This window comes from Agrobacterium sp. YIC 4121 (assembly GCF_002008205.1).
Taxonomy (GTDB): domain Bacteria; phylum Pseudomonadota; class Alphaproteobacteria; order Rhizobiales; family Rhizobiaceae; genus Agrobacterium; species Agrobacterium leguminum.
This window is the reverse complement of record NZ_MRDI01000017.1, coordinates 110,105-130,086: the sequence shown is the minus strand read 5'-3', so window position 1 is coordinate 130,086 and position 19,982 is coordinate 110,105. Positions and strand designations below refer to the sequence as shown.

Genomic DNA, 19,982 nt, shown 5'->3' with positions numbered 1-19,982 from the left:
CGCCAAGCCTCCTTCCTTTTCAGTCACTTCCCGAAAAATCCTTCCCCTTCCATCCCCACCCGCCATTTCCGCGGCATCATTCCTCCCGCAACCGGAACGGAAGGGCGATACGCGCGGCGCCTTTCGCGAACCGGAGGCCGGCATCGACAAGCATGGTTCTGGCAAACCGTGTTTCGGAAAGGCATTCCGCCGGGCCAGAGGCGGGAAGGACGGATCCGATAGGTGTCGTGAAAAGGCTGTGACCGATGGGCTGCCCTGGCGGCCCTGATGATGCGGCCCGGTGAATGCAACGACTTCCTCCACCTCCCATCTCCCACCCGCATTCGCCGGGTCGATGCCTTGCGCCGCCGGCAAACCGCTGCGGCGGCACTCCCGCATGCAAAGCGCTTTGGACTTGTTAACTCCACATCCTGAAACGTTGTAGATTCCTGCCGCCCACGACTGTACCTGCCGGCCGACATGGTCTAAACCCCTGCTGATCTTTTCACGCTCGATGGACAGAGAAGGGCCTCGCAGATGACCGATCCAAAAACGCTAGCCGCCCGTTTCCCCGGCGATTTCCTGTTCGGCGTCGCGACCGCCTCTTTCCAGATCGAAGGCTCCACGAAGGCAGATGGCCGCAAGCCCTCCATCTGGGACGCCTTCTGCAATATGCCGGGCCACGTCTTCGAGCGTCACAATGGCGATATTGCCTGCGATCATTATAATCGCTGGGAGCAGGATCTCGATCTCATCAAGGACATGGGTGTCGAGGCCTATCGTTTCTCCATCGCCTGGCCGCGCATCATTCCGGATGGTTTCGGGCCGATCAACGAGAAGGGGCTGGATTTTTACGACCGCCTCGTCGATGGCTGCAAGGCACGCGGCATCAAGTCCTATGCGACGCTTTACCATTGGGACCTGCCGCTGACGCTGATGGGCGATGGCGGCTGGGCCTCGCGCTCCACCGCGCACGCTTTCCAGCGATACGCCAAGACCGTGATGGCTCGTCTGGGCGACCGGCTGGATGCGGTGGCGACCTTCAACGAACCCTGGTGCGCGGTGTGGCTCAGCCATCTCTATGGCATTCATGCGCCGGGCGAGCGCAACATGGAGGCAGCCCTTGCCGCCATGCATCACATCAATCTCGCCCATGGTTTCGGCGTGGAAGCCTCTCGCCATGTCGCGCCGAAAGTGCCCGTGGGGCTGGTGCTGAACGCCCATTCCGTCATCCCGGCTTCCGATAGCGACGCTGACCTCAAGGCCGCCGAACGAGCCTTCCAGTTCCACAACGGCGCGTTTTTCGATCCGGTCTTCAAGGGCGAATATCCGGCTGAGATGATGGAGGCGCTGGGAAGCCGCATGCCGGTGGTGGAGGCTGAAGACCTTTCCATCATCAGCCAGAAGCTAGACTGGTGGGGCCTGAATTATTACACGCCGATGCGCGTTGCCGACGATGCGACACCGGGCGCGGAATTCCCTGCCACGATACCGGCTCCGGCCGTCAGCGACGTGAAGACCGATATCGGCTGGGAGGTCTATGCCCCGGCGCTCCAGTCGCTGGTGGAGACGCTCTACAAGCGTTACGACCTGCCGGATTGCTACATCACCGAAAACGGCGCCTGCTATAATATGGGCGTCGAAAACGGCGAGGTGGATGACCAGCCGCGTCTCGACTATTACGCCGAACATCTCGGTATCGTCGCCGATCTCATCCGCGACGGTTATCCGATGCGCGGTTATTTCGCCTGGAGCCTGATGGATAATTTCGAATGGGCCGAGGGTTACCGCATGCGCTTCGGTCTCGTGCATGTGGATTACGACACGCAGGTGCGGACGCTGAAGAACAGCGGCAAATGGTATAGTGCGCTGGCTTCGGGCTTTCCGAAGGGGAACCATGGTCTGGTGAAGCCGTAACGGTCACCTCCCTCATCCCTGTGCTCGTCACAGGGATCCAGCCAGCCCAAGTCCTTGGGCTGAAAAGAGTCTTTCCGCCACGCAGACGCGTGTCAGCTGGGTTCCTGTGACAAGCACAGGAATGAGGGTTGGGGGACGGCCGTGCATGAACTTTACGCGCCGCATCCGGTAGCAGGCGACGTGTCAGCGCCCGTCGCAATAAAGTTCTCCCACCTTATTATCAGTTTTCCAAACTTTTTTATCGGTTACCCCGCGGTGCCTGCTTGCGCCCGCCATCCTGCCTCCTATGTCAGACGGGCTACGAAAGCGTAGCACCCGTTCTGGCGTCCAAGGGGCAGGGCGGGATGGTCCTCCCAGGGAAAACGAAGATGCTTATCGAAAAACTCAACTGGCGTTACGCCACCAAGAAAATGGATCCTTCCAAGGCCGTGTCGGAAGACAAGGTCGAGCGCATTGTCGAGGCGGCGCGGCTTGCGCCCACCTCCAGCGGCCTTCAGCCCTTCGAGGTGATCGTCGTTACCGATCCTGAAGTGCGCGCCAAGATCCGCGAGATCGCCTGGAACCAGGCGCAGGTGACCGACGGTTCGCATCTGCTGGTCTTTGCGGCATGGGACAATTACACCGAAGAGCGGATCAACCACATGTTCGATCTGGTCAACGAAGAACGCGGCATCAAGAATGAGGGCTGGGAAGCCTATCGCCAGATGCTGCTTTCCACCTATCCGCAACGCGAGCAGCATGTGAATTTCGAACACGCCGCCCGTCAGGCCTATATCGGCTTCGGCATGGCCGTGGCGCAGGCCGCTTTCGAGGGCGTGGATTCCACTCCGATGGAAGGTTTCGACCCGGCAAAGCTCGATGAAATCCTCCGCCTGCGCGAAAAGGGCCTGCGCTCCGTCACCATCCTGCCGCTCGGTTATCGCCAGCCGGAAGGCGACTGGCTGGTGAACCTAAAGAAGGTGCGCCGCCCGGCCGATGAATTCGTCAGCCGCGTCTGATTCAGGGTACTCGCAAAAGCTTGACTGCCGCAGGGCCGCCTACGCGGCTTTGCGGTAGATTTTTCCTCTCTTTTCAGATAATTGAAAAAACATCCCTGTTAAAAGGTGGCGTGTGCGGGCAAGTATGCGCCATCGAATTGCCGATCCCCGGCATTTCTGAGTGAAAGCCTGACGAAATGACCCGGAAAATCAGCTGTCATCGAATGTGCCCGAAGGCTGCATGAAGAGAGCGGTTCAGCACCGCAACAGGATTTTTTGAGACCCGATCCGTCACGCATTCCCAGAGTTTACAATGAGTTTTCCATCCAGCGCGGCATCCCCCGCGCGCCAAGAACAGGCGGTCCCTGAAGGGTCGGCAAAGGAGCCTATGGTCACGTTTGAAGGCGTGACCAAGACCTTTGGCGGCGCCGGCGGCAAGCCTGGTTTCGCAGCCCTTGCCGGTATCGACTACGTGGTGCCGAAAGGCTCCATCACCGGCATTATCGGCCGCTCCGGTGCGGGCAAATCCACGCTCATCCGCCTCGCCAACGGCCTTGAAAAGCCCTCGACCGGCCGCGTGGTCGTCGATGGCGTCGATGTCGCGGCGCTCGATGAAAAGAGCCTGCGCACGCTGCGCCGTTCCGTCGGCATGATCTTCCAGCACTTCAATCTTTTGTCCTCGCGCACCGCTTTCGACAATGTGGCCCTGCCGCTCGAAATCGCCGGCATGGGCAAGAAGGAGATCGAAACGCGCGTTGCGCCGCTGCTCGATCTCGTCGGGCTTTCCGACAAGGCCAATCGTTATCCGGCGGAACTCTCCGGCGGCCAGAAGCAGCGTGTCGGCATTGCCCGTGCGCTCGCCACCCAGCCGAAGCTGCTCCTTTCCGACGAGGCGACATCGGCGCTCGATCCGGAAACGACGCAATCCATTCTTGAACTGCTGAAGCGCATCAATGCCGAGCTGGGGCTCACGGTGCTGCTCATAACCCACGAGATGGAGGTGGTGAAGACCATCGCCTCGCAGGTGGCGGTCATCGACAGGGGCCTGATCGTCGAGCAAGGTACGACCTTCGACATCTTCACCGCGCCGAAACACGAGACGACCCGCAGCCTGCTGTCATCCTCGGTCGGCGTGAAGCTGCCGCATTGGGTCACTTCGGGCCTGAAACCGCAGGCGGCGGAAGGCGACCGTGTTCTGGTGCGCCTGGTGTTTTTCGGCGAGACGGCCTTTCAGCCGCTGACGGCGCGCCTCGTCTCCGAAATCGGCCCTGATGTGAACATCCTTGCCGGCACCATCGAGGAAATTTCCGGCCAGCCCTTCGGTTCGCTGGTCGTCTCCTATCCGGCCTCGGCGGATGTCACCGCCCGCGCCAATCGCTTTTATGCTGAGACCGGTCTTCACACGGAGGTGCTCGGTTATGTCGCCTGATATGCTGTTCAGCCTTCTCTCCAAGGGCCTGTTGCAGACGCTGCACATGGTCGCCGTTGCCGGCATCGTCGGCTCGCTGATCGGCGTGCCCATGGGTGTTTTCCTTGCCACCAGCGGCAAGGGCGAGCTGTTTCCGGCGCCGATGACCAACCGGATCCTCGGCCTCGTCGTGAACGCCGCGCGCTCCACGCCCTTCATCATTCTGGTGGTGGCGATCATTCCCTTCACCCGCCTCGTCGCCGGCACTTCCATCGGCACCAGCGCGGCCATTGTGCCGCTGACGGTCGCAACCGTGCCCTTCATCGCAAGGCTGGTGGAAGCGGCGATCCGCGAGGTGGACAAGGGCCTGATCGAGGCCGCCCGCGCCATGGGCGCGACCCCGCTGCAGATCGTGACCAAGGTTCTGCTTGCCGAGGCGAAGCCCGGCATCACGCTGGCGCTCACGCTCACGCTGGTCAGCCTCATCGGTTATTCGGCCATGGTCGGCGCGGTCGGCGGCGGCGGGCTGGGGGATCTCGGCATCCGCTACGGTTACCAGCGCTTCATGCCGGATGTGATGCTGGTCGTGGTTCTGGTGCTGATCGTGCTGGTACAGCTGGTGCAGAGCGCCGGCGACAGGCTGGCCCGCAGCTTCGACAAGCGGACCCGGAAGAATTAACTGCGTTTATAATAACAACCCAAGGAGACACCCATGAAGAAACTCATTCTCGCGGCTTCGCTCGCCGCTCTCTTCACCGCCGGTCAGGCGCTGGCCGAGACCATCAAGATCGGCGTAACCCCCGCCGAGCATGCGCAGATCATGGAGCAGGTGAAGAAGATCGCGGCTGCCAAGGGTCTCGATATCGATATCGTCGAATTCTCCGACTATGTCGTGCCGAACCAGGCGCTGGCTGATGGCGAGCTGCAGGCCAACTCCTTCCAGCACCAGCCTTACCTCGACAACCAGATCGCTGACCGCAAGTTCGATCTCGTCAGCGTCGGCACCACCATCACCACCCCGATGGGCGTTTATTCGAAGAAGGTGAAGAACCTCGACGAGCTGAAGGACGGCGCAACCGTCGGCATTCCGAACGACCCGACCAATGGCGGCCGCGCGCTCCTGGTTCTCGCTTCCAAGGGCGTGCTCAAGGTCAAGGAAGAAGCCGGCCTCAAGGTAACGCCTGCCGACATCACCGAAAACCCGAAGAACATCCAGATCGTCGAACTCGACGCTGCCCAGCTGCCGCGCTCGCTTGACGATACCGACGCTTCGGTCATCAACACCAACTATGCGACGGCTGCCGGCCTGAACCCGAAGAAGGACGCCATCGCCATCGAAAGCGAAAAGTCCCCTTACGCGAACGTCATCGCCGTTCGTGCGCAGGACAAGGACAAGCCGTGGGTGAAGACGCTGGTTGAATCCTACCAGAGCCCGGAAGTGAAGGCCTTCATTCTGGAAAAGTACAACGGCACGGTCATCCCGTCCTGGTAAGCCGCTCCAGCACTGGATCAGACCGGTATTTAAGGCGAAAACCGCTTACACTTTTCGCCATCCCGGTCTAAAAAATCACGACCTCTCCCGTTCGCGGGGGAGGTTTTTTCTTTTCCGGACGGATGCAAATCCGCCTTCCATGAAAAACCCGGGGCATTTCAGGGAAGGATTTTTCAGCGCCTTTGCCAGACTGTCGTTTTATACCCGTGGTTTTTTGGGGCGGGGCCACAATGCGGCTTAACCGCTTTTGAATGTTTCCTTCGGAAGATAAGGCTTTCGAAGGGGATTTTATGCGGATTGCGCCGCGCAACATTGGGGACTATTTGCCGGTCGGGCGCAGAACCGCCGTGGGCGTCGTATTGTCCACCTTCGCGCTGGTGCTTATCATCGTCACCGCGCTGGTTTTATCCGCCTTGAGCCAGGTCCGGGAAAAGGCCAACCTGCTCGACAATGCCCGTTCGCGCGAGACGACGGCGGGCGCCCTCGTCACCTTTCGTGAGCAGCTCGGCGCAACGCTGAACGACTACGCCGCCTGGGACGATGCCGCCGAATATGTCTATGCCCCTGATCGTTTCGACTGGGTGGCAAGCAATTACGGCGAGATGACGGTCAATAACGATCTCTTCGATACTGCCGTGGTCATCGATGAGGACGGCAAGGTCCGCATGGCCTATCAGGACGGCAAGCCGGTGGCATGGAAGCCGGACGCTTATTTTGCCGGCGGCCTCCGGGAAATGATCGAGCGCGTGCGTTCCATGCGTCCGGGTATCACCTCGCAGGTGACCGGTTTCGTCAAGACCGGCGATGGCGTCGCCGCCGCGGGGGTTGCGCTCGTGCGGATGAAGTCCGGGGCGCTGCCGCCGGTCGGTGCGGAGCGGCGTTACCTGGTTTTCGCCCGTCATCTCAAGCAGGCGACGGTGGACAAGCTTGCCCGCAATTACGTCATCGACGGTCTGGAACTGCAATATGGCGACGGGCCTGCCGCCAACCATGTGGATATCGTCAATCCGCTGGGGGAGGTGCTGGCCCGGCTCGTCTGGCGGTCGCACCTTCCGGGAGACGTCAGCTTTCATGAGGCGCGTCCGGTCGTCTTTACCGCGCTTGGCATTGCCGGCACGTTTTTTCTGGTGCTGCTCATCATCGGTTCGGCCACGCTCGACCGCCTGAAGGCGGATGAGGCGGCGGCGCGGGAGGAGGCGCTGCGCGACCGGCTGAGCGGGCTCAGCAACCGCGCCGGGCTCTTCGCCAGGCTGAACCGCATGGTCGACAGGGGCCGCCATGACAAGACGGATATCAAGCTGCTCTATCTCGATCTCGACGGTTTCAAGGAAATCAACGATTCCTACGGCCATGCCGCCGGCGACCGGCTGATCAAGGGCGTGGCGGCGGCGCTGAGAGTGCTGGTGCCGGAAGGTGCGGTGCTGGCGCGGCTCGGCGGCGACGAATTCGCCATCGCCATTCAGGGCAACGACGTCTGGGCCGAAGGCCGCAAACTGTGTCTGGCGCTTCTTGAGCTCTTTACCGAGCCTTTCAGCATCGGTGAAAGGGTGGCGAGCATCGGTTGCAGCATCGGCACCTCGGTTTCACGCGCAGGCGATATCAATGGCGAGGAGTTGCTGCGGCGTGCCGATATGGCCATGTATCAGGCCAAGGAGAACGGCCGCGGGCGTTACGTTTCCTATGAGCTGAAGATGGATGCGCTGCGCGAGGAAAAGCTGCAGCTCGAAGCCGATCTTCGCTCCGCCATTTTGAACGATGAGATACAGGTGGTCTATCAGCCGGTCGTCAGCGCCGCCACGCGCTGTATTACCGGGGTGGAGGCGCTGGCCCGCTGGCAGCGGCCGGGATATGGCTTCGTGCCGCCGGATATCTTCATCTCTGCTGCCGAAACCAGCGGCCTTATCGACCGGCTCGGCCTTCTCGTCCTGCACAAGGCCTGCGAGACGGCGCAGCAATGGCCGTCCATCAAGCTCTCGGTGAATATCTCTCCCGTGCAGTTCCGCAATCCGGCCTTCTCCGGCCATGTAGCCGATATTCTCGACGCGACGCAGACGCCGCCCGAAAGGCTGCGGCTTGAGATGACGGAAGGCTATTTCATCCAGCATCCGGAGCGGGCGAGTGCGGCCATCGACAAGCTGAAGCAGCTTGGCCTGCATATAGCGCTCGACGATTTCGGCGCCGGCTTCGCCAGCGTCGGTTATCTGCGCCGCTTCGGTTTCGACCGCATGAAGATCGACCGTTCGCTGATCATGGCGCTCGACAAGGGCGGCCGCTCGCTGGAAATGCTGCAGGCCACCGTGGCGCTGGCAAAGTCGCTCGATATTCCGGTGACGGCTGAAGGCGTGGAAACGGAAGAGCAGGCGGCCATCCTGCATCTGTGCGGCTGCGATGAGTTGCAGGGTTACCTGTTCTCGAAACCGGTTGCGGCGGAAGAGATCACCGCCATGCTGGACGGGCAGGACGCACCGCTCTTTGCGTTGCGGGCAGGGGCGTGAGGCTGATTACTTTCACCCATTCTTGATCACCTGAAGGTGCTGCCCATTTCTTCTCCCCGGCGGGGAGAAGAAATACGCGGGGGCCGCTCAAACAAACCCCAACCGTTATGCATGCCGATAGCCGACCGGGCTTACCGCCCCAGATGCCGCTCGCCACGCTTCTTTGCCAGTTCGATCTGCTGCTGCCGGTCGCGGAAGCGCTGGCGGTCCTCTTCGCTGCGGTCATCGTAGCAGCTTGGGCAGGACACGCCTTCCTCGAATTTGGGGGATAGGCGCACTTCCGGTGTGATCGGATTGCGGCAGGCGTGGCAAAGCTGGTGGTCGCCTTCGGCAAGGCCGTGCACCACCGAGACGCGCTCGTCGAAGACGAAGCAGGCGCCTTCCCACAGGCTTTCTTCTTCCGGCACTTCTTCCAGATATTTCAGGATGCCGCCCTTGAGGTGATAGACCTCGTCGAAACCCTGTTCCTTCATGAAGGCGGTGGCCTTTTCGCAGCGAATGCCGCCGGTACAATACATGGCGATCTTCGGCTTGTTGTGCAGGCCGGGATTGTTCTTCACCCAGTCGGGAAACTCGCGGAAGGTTTTCGTCTGGGGATCGACCGCGCCCTTGAAGACGCCGATGGCGGTCTCGTAATCGTTGCGGGTGTCGATGACGATTGTATCCGGATCGGAGATCAGCTCGTTCCAGTCGCGCGCCTCGACATAGGTGCCGACGATGCGGTTCGGATCGATATCCGGCACGCCCATGGTGACGATCTCTTTCTTGAGCTTCACCTTCAGCCGCACGAAAGGCATGTGCGAGGCGCGGCTTTCCTTGTGCTCCAGCGCGGTAAATTCCGGCTGGGCGCGCAGGAAGGAGAGCACGGCGTGAATGCCCGCATCCGGCCCGGCAATGGTGCCGTTGATGCCTTCGGCAGCAAGCAGCAGCGTGCCCTTGACGCCGTTTTTCTGGCAGAGCGCAAACAACGGCTCGCGCAGGCTCTCGAACCGCGGCAGACGGGCGAAATGATAAAGCGCGGCCACAAGGAAATCACCAGAGACTTCCGGGCGGGGGAGAATGGTCGTGTCGGTCATGGGCGCTGAAATACAGCGACGGCGACCGCAAAGCAATATTTATCGGCGGTTCCGGGCATTTTGAAAATCGTCAAATCGGGAGGATTTGCGGGCTTCCTGTCATTCCTGCCGCCGTGTGCAGGCAACGGAATGTCGCAATGCCGCCTCCGTCATTCCGGCTCAAGGCCGGAATGACGGAGGTGGGTGAGCGCCGAAAGTGGCGTTTGGCCTACTTGGCCGCCTGCCGCCACAACAGGCTGACGATGCGGCTTTCGGTGCGGGCGGATTCGGAAAACACCTCGTTTGCCAGCGCAAGGCCTTCCGTGCGCAGCGCCTGCTGCCTCTCGATGATCGCATCGAGCAGCAGGGCCAGCCGCTCGCCATTGCCGAAACGCTCCGGCTCGCGGTCGGCGACGGCGGCAAGAACCGAGAGATCGTGCTCGTGGCCGAGAATATCCACCAGCCGCTTGGTATCGGCCCGCTTGGCGCGCATGGCGGAAGGCCAGAGCCGGCGCATCAGGCCAAGATGCATCCAATAAGCCTGCCCGGACTTGCGCAATTCATGGAAATGCTCGGCGTCGGCCTGCTGATGGCAATCGGTGAGCGCCTTGCGCGCCCTTTTTCTCTGTTTCGCCCAGGCGCTTTTCAGCAGCCGGGCGGTGTCTTTTAACTCATCCGGCAGCGACAGGTCCTCGAGCTTCTGGCGCGCTTCCCCGCAGCCGGCAATGGCGGCGGCTATGGCCTCGTCGAGACCGGCCTCGTGTTCTATGGCGTCGTCGCGGCGCGCGCGCAGCATCGCGGTGATCGAGCGCAGCGCTTCGCCCTGCGCATCGGAACGCGCGAAGGCCTCGAGATATTCCGCTGTTTCCACCAGCGCCGTCGCATCGCGCGCAAAGGCGAGGGAGCGGGCGATATCGCGAATACGGGCGTTTTCCTCGCGGCCGAAATCCGGTGCCGCCTTGCGGATGAGGCGATAGAGGGCGCGCAGCCGCTTGAACCGCTTGCGGGCGTCGTGCACGGCCTCGTGGGATCCGGACGGCTGGTCGCGAAGGATCGTGACCGTATCGTCGATCAGCTCCAGCCCGGCCCGACGGATTTCATTGTCGAAGGGCTTTTTCGGGTCAATTCTGAAGGGCATCCGGCAAGTCTCCGTTCGGACAGTCCATGGCGAGCGACTGGTTGGAGAAGCGCTTGTCTCCGGTGACTTCCCTGCCCAGCCAGGACGGCAGATCGGGATCGGCATTCTCGTCGTTCATTTCCACTTCCGCCACCACCAGCCCGTGATATTTCCCTTCGAAAACATCCACTTCCCAGGTGAAGCCGCCATGATCGACGGTGTGGCGGGTTTTTTCGATCACCACGCCCGGCGCGCTCGCCATCAGCTCTTCGGCGTCCTTGAGGGGTATGGAATATTCATATTCGTCGCGGACAAGCGCGCTTGCGCCGATCTTGATGGTCAGGGTCGCATCGCGCTGGTCGACGATCCTGACCCGGACCGAGCGGTTTTCCATCGAGGCGACATATGCCTGCCGGAAAGCCATGCTATGCGTGACCTCATTGCGCCATTCACCGCCTGCAACAAGAAACTTCCGTTCAATTTCCTTGGCCATGCTGTCTCCGCGAACTGGGGCGCCAGATTATCGCAATATGGCAGTGCGATGAAGCGAATTGATTGAAGTATCTGGGTAAAAATGCGGCTGGCGCGCCTCGACATGAAAGCCGAGGCAGGCTAATCGGTAGACGGAATTTCAATCGTTTCAATTGCGCAAGGGAGGCTCATCTTGGCCCAGGACTCCGAAAAACTGCTCTCCATCCTCAAGCTCCAGCCGGTCGTGCCGGTGCTGATCGTGGATGACGCCGCTTCCGCCGTGCCGCTTGCGCGCGCTTTGGTCGCAGGCGGCCTGAAGGCAATCGAGATCACCATGCGCACACCGGCGGCGCTCGATGCCATCCGCGCGGTTGCGGCGGAAGTGGAGGGTGCGAATGTCGGCGCCGGCACCATTCTCAATGCCCGGGATTTCGAAGCGGCGGCGGAAGCCGGCTCCACCTTCATCGTCAGCCCCGGCATCAATAAAAGCGTGCTGGAAGCCGCCCGCGGTTCGAAAGTGCCGCTGCTTCCGGGTGCTGCCACCGCCAGCGAAGTCATGGCGCTGCGCGACGAGGGTTACAAGGTGCTGAAGTTCTTCCCGGCCGAACAGGCCGGCGGCGCACCTTATCTCAAGGCGCTGTCCTCGCCGCTCGCCGGCACCGTCTTCTGCCCGACCGGCAGCGTGTCGCTCAAGAACGCCAATGACTATCTCTCCCTGCCGAACGTCGTCTGCGTCGGCGGCTCCTGGGTTGCCCCGCGCGAACTGGTGGCGACGGGTGACTGGGCGGGCATTACCAAGCTTGCCGCCGAAGCCGCCGCACTGCGCGCCTGATTTGCATTCTGTCAAACCCGTTCACGAAGGCGTGAGCGGGTTTGACATTTGTATTCGGCCCACGGCTTCCTATCTCCCCTGTAGATTTGACCTCTACAGGAGATTTTGATGTTCGACGCCAAGAAGCTTCTTGAACAATTCCTCGGCTCGCAGGTGCCGGGCCTTTCGGGAAGCGTCCGTGACAGAGCCGGGCAAGCCGCCGATATCGCCAAGAACAATCCCCTCAAGGCCGGCGCGCTCGCCGCCGCCATTCTCGGCACCAAGACCGGCCGCAAGCTCGCCGGCAATGTCGCCACCATTGGCGGCGTGGCCGCCATCGCCGGTCTCGGTTACCTCGCCTACAAGAATTACAAGTCCGGCCAGGCGCCTGAAGCCGCGCCGAAACCCGAGCCGGAGCTGCTCGCCCCGCCCGCCGATTCCGCCTTCCACCCGCAATCGCCCGCCCTTTCCAATGATTTTGCGCTGAAGCTTATCCAGGCGATGATCGCCGCCGCCAAGGCGGACGGCCATATCGATGAGAAGGAGCGCGCCAATATCATGGACAAGGTGCAGGTCTCCGGCCTCGATAGCGAAGCCGAGCGGTTCCTCGAAAAGGAACTGGCCGATCCTCTCGACATCGACGCGCTGGTGGCAGCGGCCCGCACGGAAGAGCAGAAGGTGGAGCTTTACACCGCCTCGCGGCTTGCCATCGAGGCCGATACGCGGGCGGAGCGGGGCTATCTCGACCTTCTGGCAGGGCGGCTTGGGTTGCCGGATGCGCTGGTCGATCATATCGAGGCGACGGTGGTGGCGGCGAAGGTTGAGGTAGGCGTTTAGCCTCGGCGGGCGCGGTTCACCCCCCTCTGCCCTACCGGGCATCTCCCCCTCAAGGGGGGAGATCGACCCGAGGGGATCTCTCGGCAATCTTCAACGTTGCGAGTGAGCGAGTGTTTCCTTCTGGCTGATCTCCCCCCTTGAGGGGGAGATGCCCGGCAGGGCAGAGGGGGGTAAACCGCACCCGCCGACCCGACACATGCACTGTTGTCATCCCGCCCCGCTTGCCCTAATCCTTCTCCCAGCCAATGGGGAAGAGAATGCGCGATCTGAGTGATTTCAAGGGATGTCCGCCGCCGCAGCCGGTGGTGTTGAAGGGCCGTTACGTGACGGCGGAGCCGTTCGATCGCGAAAAACACCTTGCAAGGCTCTGGTCCGCACTTGGCGGCGAGGGCGTGAATGCGCTGCTCAAATATTTCCCGCAAAGCGCCTTTCCCGATGCCGACGCTTTCGGCGACTGGCTCGTCGGCGCGGGGCAGAAGCTTAACTGGGTCACGCTGGTCTTCGTTGAAAACGCCACCGGCGATATCGTCGGCATGGCGAGCTATATGCGGCCCGATCCCGCCAATGGCGTGGTCGAGGTCGGCTCCGTCGCCCATGGCGCGAAGATGAAGCGCTCGCCTCTTTCCACCGAGGCGCATTACCTTATGGCGAAACATGTTTTCGAGGATCTGGGGTATCGCCGTTACGAGTGGAAATGCCACAATGAAAACGAGCCCTCCAAGATCACGGCGAAGCGTTATGGCTTCACCTTCGAGGGCGTTTTCCGCCAGCATATGATCTCGAAGGGGCAGAACCGCGATACGGCGTGGTTTTCCATGATCGACGGCGAATGGCCGCTGATCGGCAATGCCTTCGAAGCCTGGCTTGCGCCGGAGAATTTTGCGGCCGACGGCGCGCAGAAGCGCAAGCTTGAGGATATCCGTGCGGAGTTTGCCGATGCCATTGCCTGAACACTCGGCGCCTGAAAACCCGGCGCCTGAAAAGCCGAGCCCCGGCAAGAAGGATTGGTCTCCGGCCTTCGCCGCCGCCCTCATCATCGTCGGTTTTGGGCTGGTCTTCTTCGTCATGCCGAAGATCATGCTGTGGCTCGGCGATTATTCGCCCTGGCTCGCCGCTGCCTTCGGCACGGTGGCGGTGCTTTGTTTCTTCCTGCTGTTCTGGCTACGCGCGCGTTACCAGCGTCGCCGTGACGGTTAGAGCTGAAGCGACGCGCCGAGCAGCAACAGCCCCATGATGAGCACGAACAGCGCACCGGCGATCTCGATCGCATGGCTGATGCCGGCCGCCCTGCGGCTGCCGGGGCCGGCGAAACGCACGGCGAGGCCTTTTGCCGAGACGGCCATGATGGCGAGCAGCGATACCGTTATGGCCGTGCCGAGCGACATGGCGAGGACGGAGAGCACACCGCCGAGATAAAGCCCGTTCAGAAGCGCGAAGCTCATGACGATGATCGCGCCAGAGCAGGGCCTGAGCCCCACGGCGATGATGGCGGACCATGCCTCGTGCAGGCTGAAGTTCTTGCCCTTGAGCAGCATCGGATCCGGCGCGTGGGATTTACCGCAGGCGGCGCAGAGATCGCCCGTGCCGTCATGGTCGTGATCGGCAAAAACCGGCTTGCCCTGGAACCGCAGCCCCGTGCCCATGCCGCTGGTTCGGGCCACCGATGCCTCGCCCGCCGTGGCGAAGACGGGAACGGGTTCCCGCCGGATACGCAGCGACCAGAGCTTTCGCACCAGCAGCCAGGCGCCGAACAGCGCCACCATGGCGAAGCTGGCGATCTCCATCGCCTGCGTCGCCTTCGTCATGGTGATGGAGGTGCCGCGCAGCACCAGCCAGGCCGCACCGACGAGGCCGATGGCGACCGCACCCTGAATGAGCGCCGAAACGAAGGAAATGAGAATGCCGCGTTTCAGCTGCGTCTCATTGGCGATCATATAGGACGAAATGACCGCTTTGCCGTGGCCGGGACCGGCGGCATGGAAAACGCCATAAGCAAAGGAGAGGCCGATCAGCGAGCTGAGCGCCCAGCCATCCTCACGCATGGCCTTCAACGCGCCGGTCAGTGCCCGATAAAACATCTGCTGGTGCACGTTGATCCATTGCATCAGCGGGGCGAAGGGGCCGCCGACGGAAAAGGAAGGCTCGGCCGAGCCGATGCCGAGCGGCGATTGCGCATGGGCCGCACCGGCCACGACAATGAGGCCAATGGCGACTGCGAAGAGGCCGGCCCTGCGGCTCAGCATGAGACCTCCAGCCGGGTGGCGAAGAGCTTGGTCATGTCGGTGCCGGTCGGATCGTTGAAGAAGGCGTCGGTGAGCGTGCCCTGGTTCTGCGAGATCACCTCGTCGGGATCGGGACGGACGACATGATGCTTGCAGGCATTCAGGTCCTTACCCTGCGTGGCGATATCGCCGTCCTTGGCGAAATCGATTGCCGTATACATGGTCGGATCCCAGGCGCCGAAGCTGAGCTTGCCCTTGACGGCCAAAGGCTTGGTCGGCTTCACGGAGAAGAACATCAGGATCTGCTGATCCTTATAGTCCACGTGAATGGCCTCGGGCTTCCCAAATTCCACCGGTTTTCCATTGGCGGTGATGAAGGTGTAGTAGGAATATTCGGCGAGCGATTCTAGGACGGTATTGCCGATTTCGGCCAGCTCGTCCTTGTCGAGCTTCAGATCGCTGTTCTTGTCGTAATCCATCACCACGCTTGCCGAGAACATCTCGTCGAAACGCCAGATATTGCGCACTTCCTGAACGGTGCCGTTCGGCCCCTCGACGATTTCCATGCGGGCTTCGGCAAAGATATGCGGATGCGCCGCCGCGGCGACGGGAACGCAGGCAAGGCCGGCCGCGAGGAGCAAAAAGCGTCTATTCATTATCCGGTCTGTCCTGCCTTCGAATCTGGAAGGCCCGACTCTAGCAGAAATTGGGACCGAATTTCGACCTGATGCGGCTGATCCTTCGCGCGGGCTGACCTTAAATTTCAGAAGGTACCGCTGAAACGCGAGGTGATGCTGGAGCCGCTATAGGCAAGATTGGTATCGCGCTCGCCATGCAGCAGGCGGTTGAACTCCACCTCCAGCTTGCTGTTCTTGCCGGTATCGAAGGAAAGCGTCGCGACCAGCCGGCGCTCGCTGGTATCGTAATTATAATAGATCCAGTCCTTGTGGACCCGGTGCAGCGCAAGATCGAGCCCCACCCTTTCGGTGAGCCTGCTTTTGATGACGAATTGAAAGCGGCGATGGAATTCGGCAATCGGGTCATCCGGGTCGAAAAGCGCATAGTCCTGCGAAAAGCCCGCGCCGAAGGCGATACGCTCGGTGGCCTTCACCTCGGCCTCGGCCCGCAGATAGGGGCGGGTGCGCTTTACCTTGTCGCTGATCTCATCGCCGGAAATGGAGGTGAAGCCCGCTTCGGCCAGAACCGCGAAACGGTCGGAGAACCCGTAACCATAGGCCAGAGAACCTCGCAGCGTATTGGCCGGGAAACGTTCATATTTTTCCTGCTGCCCCTCCGGCACGGCGATACGGTCGTAAGCAAGCGTCAGCCCGGCCTCGCCGCCGCCGAGTGATCGTGCATGTTCGGCTTTCAGCGATAAAAGCGCCTCGTTCGCTTCCAGTCGGGTGGGCAGGAAATAGGCCGGGCGGAAGCGCGCCTTGCCTTTCATCAGGCTGGCGAGGCTTGCCGTCAGCGTGTTCTTGCCGCCAAGGGCGAGGATGCCGAGCTGGGAAGACGCCTCCAGCTTGTGATCCAGCTGCCGGTAACCAATGTCTTCTTCCGGCAGGTGCAGGAAAATATCGCCGGCATCGCTGCGGGTGCCGCGCAGCTCAAGGGCCCATTCCAGCTTTTCGGAAAATCGTTTGGTCAGCCCCAGCGCCGCGATGGTGTTATGTTCATTGGCGAAACGATAACGGGGCAGGCGAACCTCTTCCTGCTCGAGCGAATAACGCAGCTCCGCCCCTTCCAGCGCGATCTTGCCGTTGAGCCCGAAGCCGGCACGCAGCGAAATCGCGCTCAGCCGGTTGGTGTCGGCGAAATAATTGCTGTCATAAGCAATGCCGGATTTATAGGTGACATTGTGCTCATCGGCCTTTTCTCCCGCCCGCGCGCCGCAGGCGCAGGCAAGCCCGAGAACAAGCGCGATATATCCCCCCACCCGCATTCGCATCTCCGGTATCTAATTAAGCAATATCTTATATTTGGATGGTTAATAAAGTTTCCCGCGCCGCTTTACTGTCGCGATGCAGGCGGCGACCGGCATTGTTTGAACAAGGGGCGCAAGTGCGAAGATGCGATATGTAAAATTTTATTAAAATCACAAGTATTAGTGTTAATTGTTTATTGTAATATTAGCCTTTGCTTGAATTAGAATACTCTAAATATACAGTTCAGTTACGCCAGATGGCGTGATCAAACAAAAGAGGAGAGAGAAATGATTGCAAAGTTCGCTTGTGTAGCCGCTATTCTTACTGTCGCTTCCGTTGGTCAGGCCAATGCGGGCGGTCTTCTGGGAGGCATCCTGTCCGGCAACAGCAACAAGGGCGGCGCCCTTGTCGTCGTCTCGCCCAGCATCGATCTGGGTGTCAACGGCATCCTGTCCAATAACGGGATTCTGAACGGCAACAAGACCGGCATTCTGAACGGTGTGCTGAACGGCAACAAGACGTCCGTCGATGTCATCGACAACAAGAATGACGGCGGCAAAAAGCGCCGCCACTAACTGAAACGGGGAACGGGATGGCGAAACCATCGGGCTTTTCTCCATCCCGCTCCAACGCAACAGCTCGAAAATCATCAGGGATTTTCGACGCAGACGATGCGCGCAGCGCATAAGCCGGCAATGATCCTCGAGTTGCGTGTGTTTGACGCATGGCGTTTCCGGCAAGAACAAACGGCGCATCGCATGACTGGAAGAGGGCCTCGCGGCCCTCTTTTTTTATTCTGGATGCTCCATCAGCACCTTGTGTCCGCCGATCCGTGACGGCTTCGGAAAGGCGTGCCGCCGCTGCATATTTATATTTTTATATTCTAATTTCTATATTGGTAATAAATGAAATTATAAAGTAAAAATATGATCTATATTTTAAAATACTTTCAATTTTGCTGCTGTTGTTACTTGCTTTTAACTTTTGGATGTTTCAATTAACACGTGTCCACGACTCGCCATTTGTGATTGTGATTTCGGTGGCGGGTATGTTCGCGGCTCGCATTTCGGCGGGTAAGGAAGTTTTGAAGGAGCTATTTCATGTTGAAACAATCATTTCTCGCGCTCGCCGCGCTCGGCGTTCTTTCCGGCGCAGCCATTGCTGCCGATGCCGTCAGCGACATTCCGGCAGCACCTGTCGTCAACGATGCCGCGCCTGCCTTCTCCTGGGACGGTTTTTACGCCGGTGTTTCGGGCGGCTATGGCTGGGAGCGAGTAACGGTGAGCGCCGAGGGCGAAACCGGCAAGACTAATTTCAACGGTGCCCGTTTCGCTGGCTTTACCGGTTACAATTTCGAAGTCGCACCCTCCGTCGTTCTTGGTGCGGAGCTCGATCTTGGTTATGCTTGGGGCAAGAAAACCTTTGACGGCGATAAGATTTCCGCTGGTTTGAACGGTTCGACTCGTCTTCGCGCTGGCTATGCCTTCGACCGCGCCCTGATTTACACGGCTGGCGGTTATGCGGCGACGGACACTGAAGTAAAGGTTGAATCGGTCGGCAAATCCAGCAAGGTACTTCATGGCTGGACGATTGGTGCCGGTGTTGACTACGCCTTCACCGACAATGTCTTTGGTCGCGTGGAATATCGCTACAACGACTTCGGTAAGGCGACCTACACGATTGCGGGCGATTCCTTCCGTGGCGGTCTCAGTGACCATGTCGTCAATGTCGGTGTGGGTGTGAAGTTCTGATCGGCGGTTCTTCGTCTCGGTAGACGGATATGCCTTGTGACAGCGCCTGCTCTGGGAGCGACGGTCTGGCAACAATATCAATCCATAACCGGCCCGGGAGAGGATTGTCCCGGGCCGGTTCTATTGACTGGGCTACGCGGGCTTGCGGTTGAGAGCTTGCGTCCAGCCCCAGGGCGGCAGCCAGGCCGGCATAAAAGAAGCGGCTTCACCTTTGGCAATCAAACCGCATCCTGCTTTCCAAGCAGGCTTGAACCACAGGCCGTTTTGATGTGATGGTGGTCGCCGCCATCCCGTCCTGCCTCCCAGCCTTCAGTCGATTCCCATGCTCCAGAAAAGCACTTTGCCGGGCGCTTTCGATCGTCAGGCCTATTTGATCGCCCTGCTGGTTTTTATTGCCGGCAGCACCAATGCGGCTGTCGTGCCATTTATCGGTTTTTACATCATCCAGGTGCTCGGCCATCCGCCGGCCACCGTCGGTTTTTACAGCGTGACGGCGGCGCTGGCTTCGATTGTCGCCAGCCGTGTTTATGGCGAGCGTGTCGATGCCGGGGTGCGGGTGAGGCCGTTGTTGATGCTTTCCGTGTGCGGCGCTTTTGTCGCGGCGGCTGCGGCGAGTTTCGGGCATCTGGCGCTGCTGGTGGCGATAACGGCGACCGGCATGGGGCTTTCCAATGCCGCCAGCACGCTCATTTTCAGTTACGGCCGGTATCATGGCCGGGTGAAGGCGCTGGATACGGCCGCCTATAATGCCTTCCTGCGGACGATGGTGTCGCTGGCATGGATGCTGGTTCCCGCTGCCGCCTATCTGATCTTCGATCTTGCCGGCGCGAAGGCCGTGTTCGTGAATGCCATGCTGATGGCGGTCATCTGGGGCGGGCTTGCCCTTGCGGTCGTGCCGCGCGATCAGACCAGCCCGATGGAGCGGCGACAGGCGGGTGACGACGGTACGGGGCGCAACCTGCCGCTGCTTCTGGCGGCGGCCGCCAGCTTCTGCATGTCTTTTGCCCATGCTCTCTGCGCCTCGGCCCTGCCGGTGTTTCTGGTGCGGGAGGTTGGCCTGCCGGATTACGTGCCGGGCCTGTCGCTCAGCGTCAAATGCGCCATGGAGGTTCTGTTCATCCTGCTTGCGCCGCGAATGATGCGCCGCTTCAGCGCCCGCCTGCTTCTGGGCGTTTCGGCGGTGATGGCCATCGTCGCCTTCAACGTCATCGCCTCGGTCACCACATTGCCAGCCATGATCGCGGGTGCGGCGCTGGAAGGCGCCTATTACGGCCTTTGTGCCGGCACTTGCCTTACTTTCGTGCAGGGCTTTGCGCGCGGCCGCACGGCCCGGGCGACGGCGCTCTACATGAACTCCATTTTCCTCGCCGCGCTTTTTGCGGTGCCGCTGATGGGCTTCGTATCGCAATATGCGAGTTTCGGCGTCTCGATCCGGCTCGCTTCGGTTGGCGCGGGCGCGGCCCTGCTGCTGTTGTTTTTGACGCGGCGGCAGGTGGGGGAGTAGGGCGGCCTGTTACCCCCGTGT

19 protein-coding genes are annotated in these 19,982 nt (G+C 60.7%); 13 read left to right on the top strand and 6 right to left on the bottom strand.

The genetic code is table 11. The features are described 5' to 3' along the window. Positions 1-516: 516 nt before the first annotated feature. The 6 genes from BTE54_RS16665 (at position 517) to BTE54_RS16635 (ending at position 8,268) form a co-directional block, all read left to right on the top strand. Positions 517-1,896 (top strand): GH1 family beta-glucosidase, encoded by a 1,380-nt coding sequence (locus BTE54_RS16665; RefSeq protein ID WP_065656785.1) that lies wholly within the window; start codon positions 517-519, stop codon positions 1,894-1,896. Positions 1,897-2,264: 368 nt separating this feature from the next. Next, the gene (locus tag BTE54_RS16655; RefSeq protein ID WP_065656784.1) at positions 2,265-2,894 is read left to right on the top strand and encodes an NAD(P)H-dependent oxidoreductase; all 630 of its coding nucleotides are present in this window, start codon (positions 2,265-2,267) and stop codon (positions 2,892-2,894) included. A 367-nt stretch (positions 2,895-3,261) separates the two neighbouring features. Beyond that, positions 3,262-4,302: a methionine ABC transporter ATP-binding protein gene (locus BTE54_RS16650; protein WP_065656783.1), complete on the top strand. Its 1,041-nt coding sequence runs from the start codon at positions 3,262-3,264 to the stop codon at positions 4,300-4,302. Continuing rightward, on the top strand, positions 4,292-4,960 hold the full coding sequence (locus BTE54_RS16645; RefSeq protein WP_004433403.1) for a methionine ABC transporter permease: 669 nt from the start codon (positions 4,292-4,294) through the stop codon (positions 4,958-4,960). The genes BTE54_RS16650 and BTE54_RS16645 overlap by 11 nt, the downstream gene beginning before the upstream one ends. 33 nt (positions 4,961-4,993) lie before the next feature. After that, positions 4,994-5,773 carry a MetQ/NlpA family ABC transporter substrate-binding protein gene (locus tag BTE54_RS16640; protein ID WP_004433407.1) on the top strand — a complete coding sequence of 260 codons (780 nt, stop codon included), beginning with the start codon at positions 4,994-4,996 and terminating at the stop codon, positions 5,771-5,773. Between the two features lie 251 nt (positions 5,774-6,024). Then, positions 6,025-8,268 (top strand): EAL domain-containing protein, encoded by a 2,244-nt coding sequence (locus BTE54_RS16635; protein ID WP_198939168.1) that lies wholly within the window; start codon positions 6,025-6,027, stop codon positions 8,266-8,268. 131 nt (positions 8,269-8,399) lie between these two features. Here the strand turns inward: BTE54_RS16635 and BTE54_RS16630 are convergent, their stop codons facing one another. From BTE54_RS16630 to BTE54_RS16620, 3 genes are all read right to left on the bottom strand, one after another. Further along, positions 8,400-9,344, bottom strand: a complete 945-nt coding sequence (locus tag BTE54_RS16630) for a rhodanese-related sulfurtransferase (protein ID WP_078053204.1) — start codon at positions 9,342-9,344, stop codon at positions 8,400-8,402. Between the two features lie 208 nt (positions 9,345-9,552). Next, positions 9,553-10,461, bottom strand: a complete 909-nt coding sequence (locus tag BTE54_RS16625; protein ID WP_078053203.1) for a CHAD domain-containing protein — start codon at positions 10,459-10,461, stop codon at positions 9,553-9,555. Next, positions 10,445-10,933, bottom strand: a complete 489-nt coding sequence (locus tag BTE54_RS16620) for a CYTH domain-containing protein (RefSeq protein WP_065655372.1) — start codon at positions 10,931-10,933, stop codon at positions 10,445-10,447. The genes BTE54_RS16625 and BTE54_RS16620 overlap by 17 nt, the downstream gene beginning before the upstream one ends. Before the next feature lie 171 nt (positions 10,934-11,104). Here BTE54_RS16620 and BTE54_RS16615 point away from each other — a divergent pair, with 171 nt between their 5' ends. The 4 genes from BTE54_RS16615 to BTE54_RS16600 all read left to right on the top strand — a co-directional run bounded on the left by BTE54_RS16615 (position 11,105) and on the right by BTE54_RS16600 (position 13,756). Beyond that, entirely contained in the window at positions 11,105-11,743 is a 639-nt protein-coding gene (locus tag BTE54_RS16615; RefSeq protein WP_004433419.1) for a 2-dehydro-3-deoxy-phosphogluconate aldolase, read from the top strand. Positions 11,744-11,851: 108 nt separating this feature from the next. Continuing rightward, the gene (locus BTE54_RS16610; RefSeq protein ID WP_078053202.1) at positions 11,852-12,559 is read left to right on the top strand and encodes a tellurite resistance TerB family protein; all 708 of its coding nucleotides are present in this window, start codon (positions 11,852-11,854) and stop codon (positions 12,557-12,559) included. Positions 12,560-12,816: 257 nt separating this feature from the next. Further along, on the top strand, positions 12,817-13,509 hold the full coding sequence (locus BTE54_RS16605; RefSeq protein ID WP_078053201.1) for a GNAT family protein: 693 nt from the start codon (positions 12,817-12,819) through the stop codon (positions 13,507-13,509). Further along, complete coding sequence (locus BTE54_RS16600) at positions 13,496-13,756, top strand: hypothetical protein (protein ID WP_078053200.1); 261 nt, start codon at positions 13,496-13,498, stop codon at positions 13,754-13,756. Before BTE54_RS16605 ends, BTE54_RS16600 begins: the two co-directional genes overlap by 14 nt. Here the strand turns inward: BTE54_RS16600 and BTE54_RS16595 are convergent. The 3 genes from BTE54_RS16595 to BTE54_RS16585 form a co-directional block, all read right to left on the bottom strand. Continuing rightward, positions 13,753-14,802, bottom strand: coding sequence for a nickel/cobalt transporter (locus BTE54_RS16595; protein ID WP_078053199.1), 1,050 nt, complete (start codon positions 14,800-14,802; stop codon positions 13,753-13,755). The genes BTE54_RS16600 and BTE54_RS16595 overlap by 4 nt on opposite strands. Continuing rightward, positions 14,796-15,437: a DUF1007 family protein gene (locus BTE54_RS16590; RefSeq protein WP_161987894.1), complete on the bottom strand. Its 642-nt coding sequence runs from the start codon at positions 15,435-15,437 to the stop codon at positions 14,796-14,798. The genes BTE54_RS16595 and BTE54_RS16590 overlap by 7 nt, the downstream gene beginning before the upstream one ends. Positions 15,438-15,544: 107 nt before the next feature. Then, entirely contained in the window at positions 15,545-16,723 is a 1,179-nt protein-coding gene (locus tag BTE54_RS16585) for a hypothetical protein (protein WP_078053197.1), read from the bottom strand. 270 nt (positions 16,724-16,993) lie between these two features. Between BTE54_RS16585 and BTE54_RS16580 the strand changes: the two genes are divergently transcribed. The 3 genes from BTE54_RS16580 (at position 16,994) to BTE54_RS16570 (ending at position 19,961) form a co-directional block, all read left to right on the top strand. Next, entirely contained in the window at positions 16,994-17,281 is a 288-nt protein-coding gene (locus BTE54_RS16580; protein WP_078053196.1) for a hypothetical protein, read from the top strand. Positions 17,282-17,806: 525 nt separating this feature from the next. Next, complete coding sequence (locus BTE54_RS16575; protein WP_078053195.1) at positions 17,807-18,457, top strand: outer membrane protein; 651 nt, start codon at positions 17,807-17,809, stop codon at positions 18,455-18,457. Between the two features lie 322 nt (positions 18,458-18,779). Beyond that, a complete protein-coding gene (locus BTE54_RS16570) occupies positions 18,780-19,961 on the top strand; it encodes an MFS transporter (RefSeq protein WP_078053194.1) in 1,182 nt (393 codons plus the stop codon). Positions 19,962-19,982 lie beyond the last annotated feature (21 nt).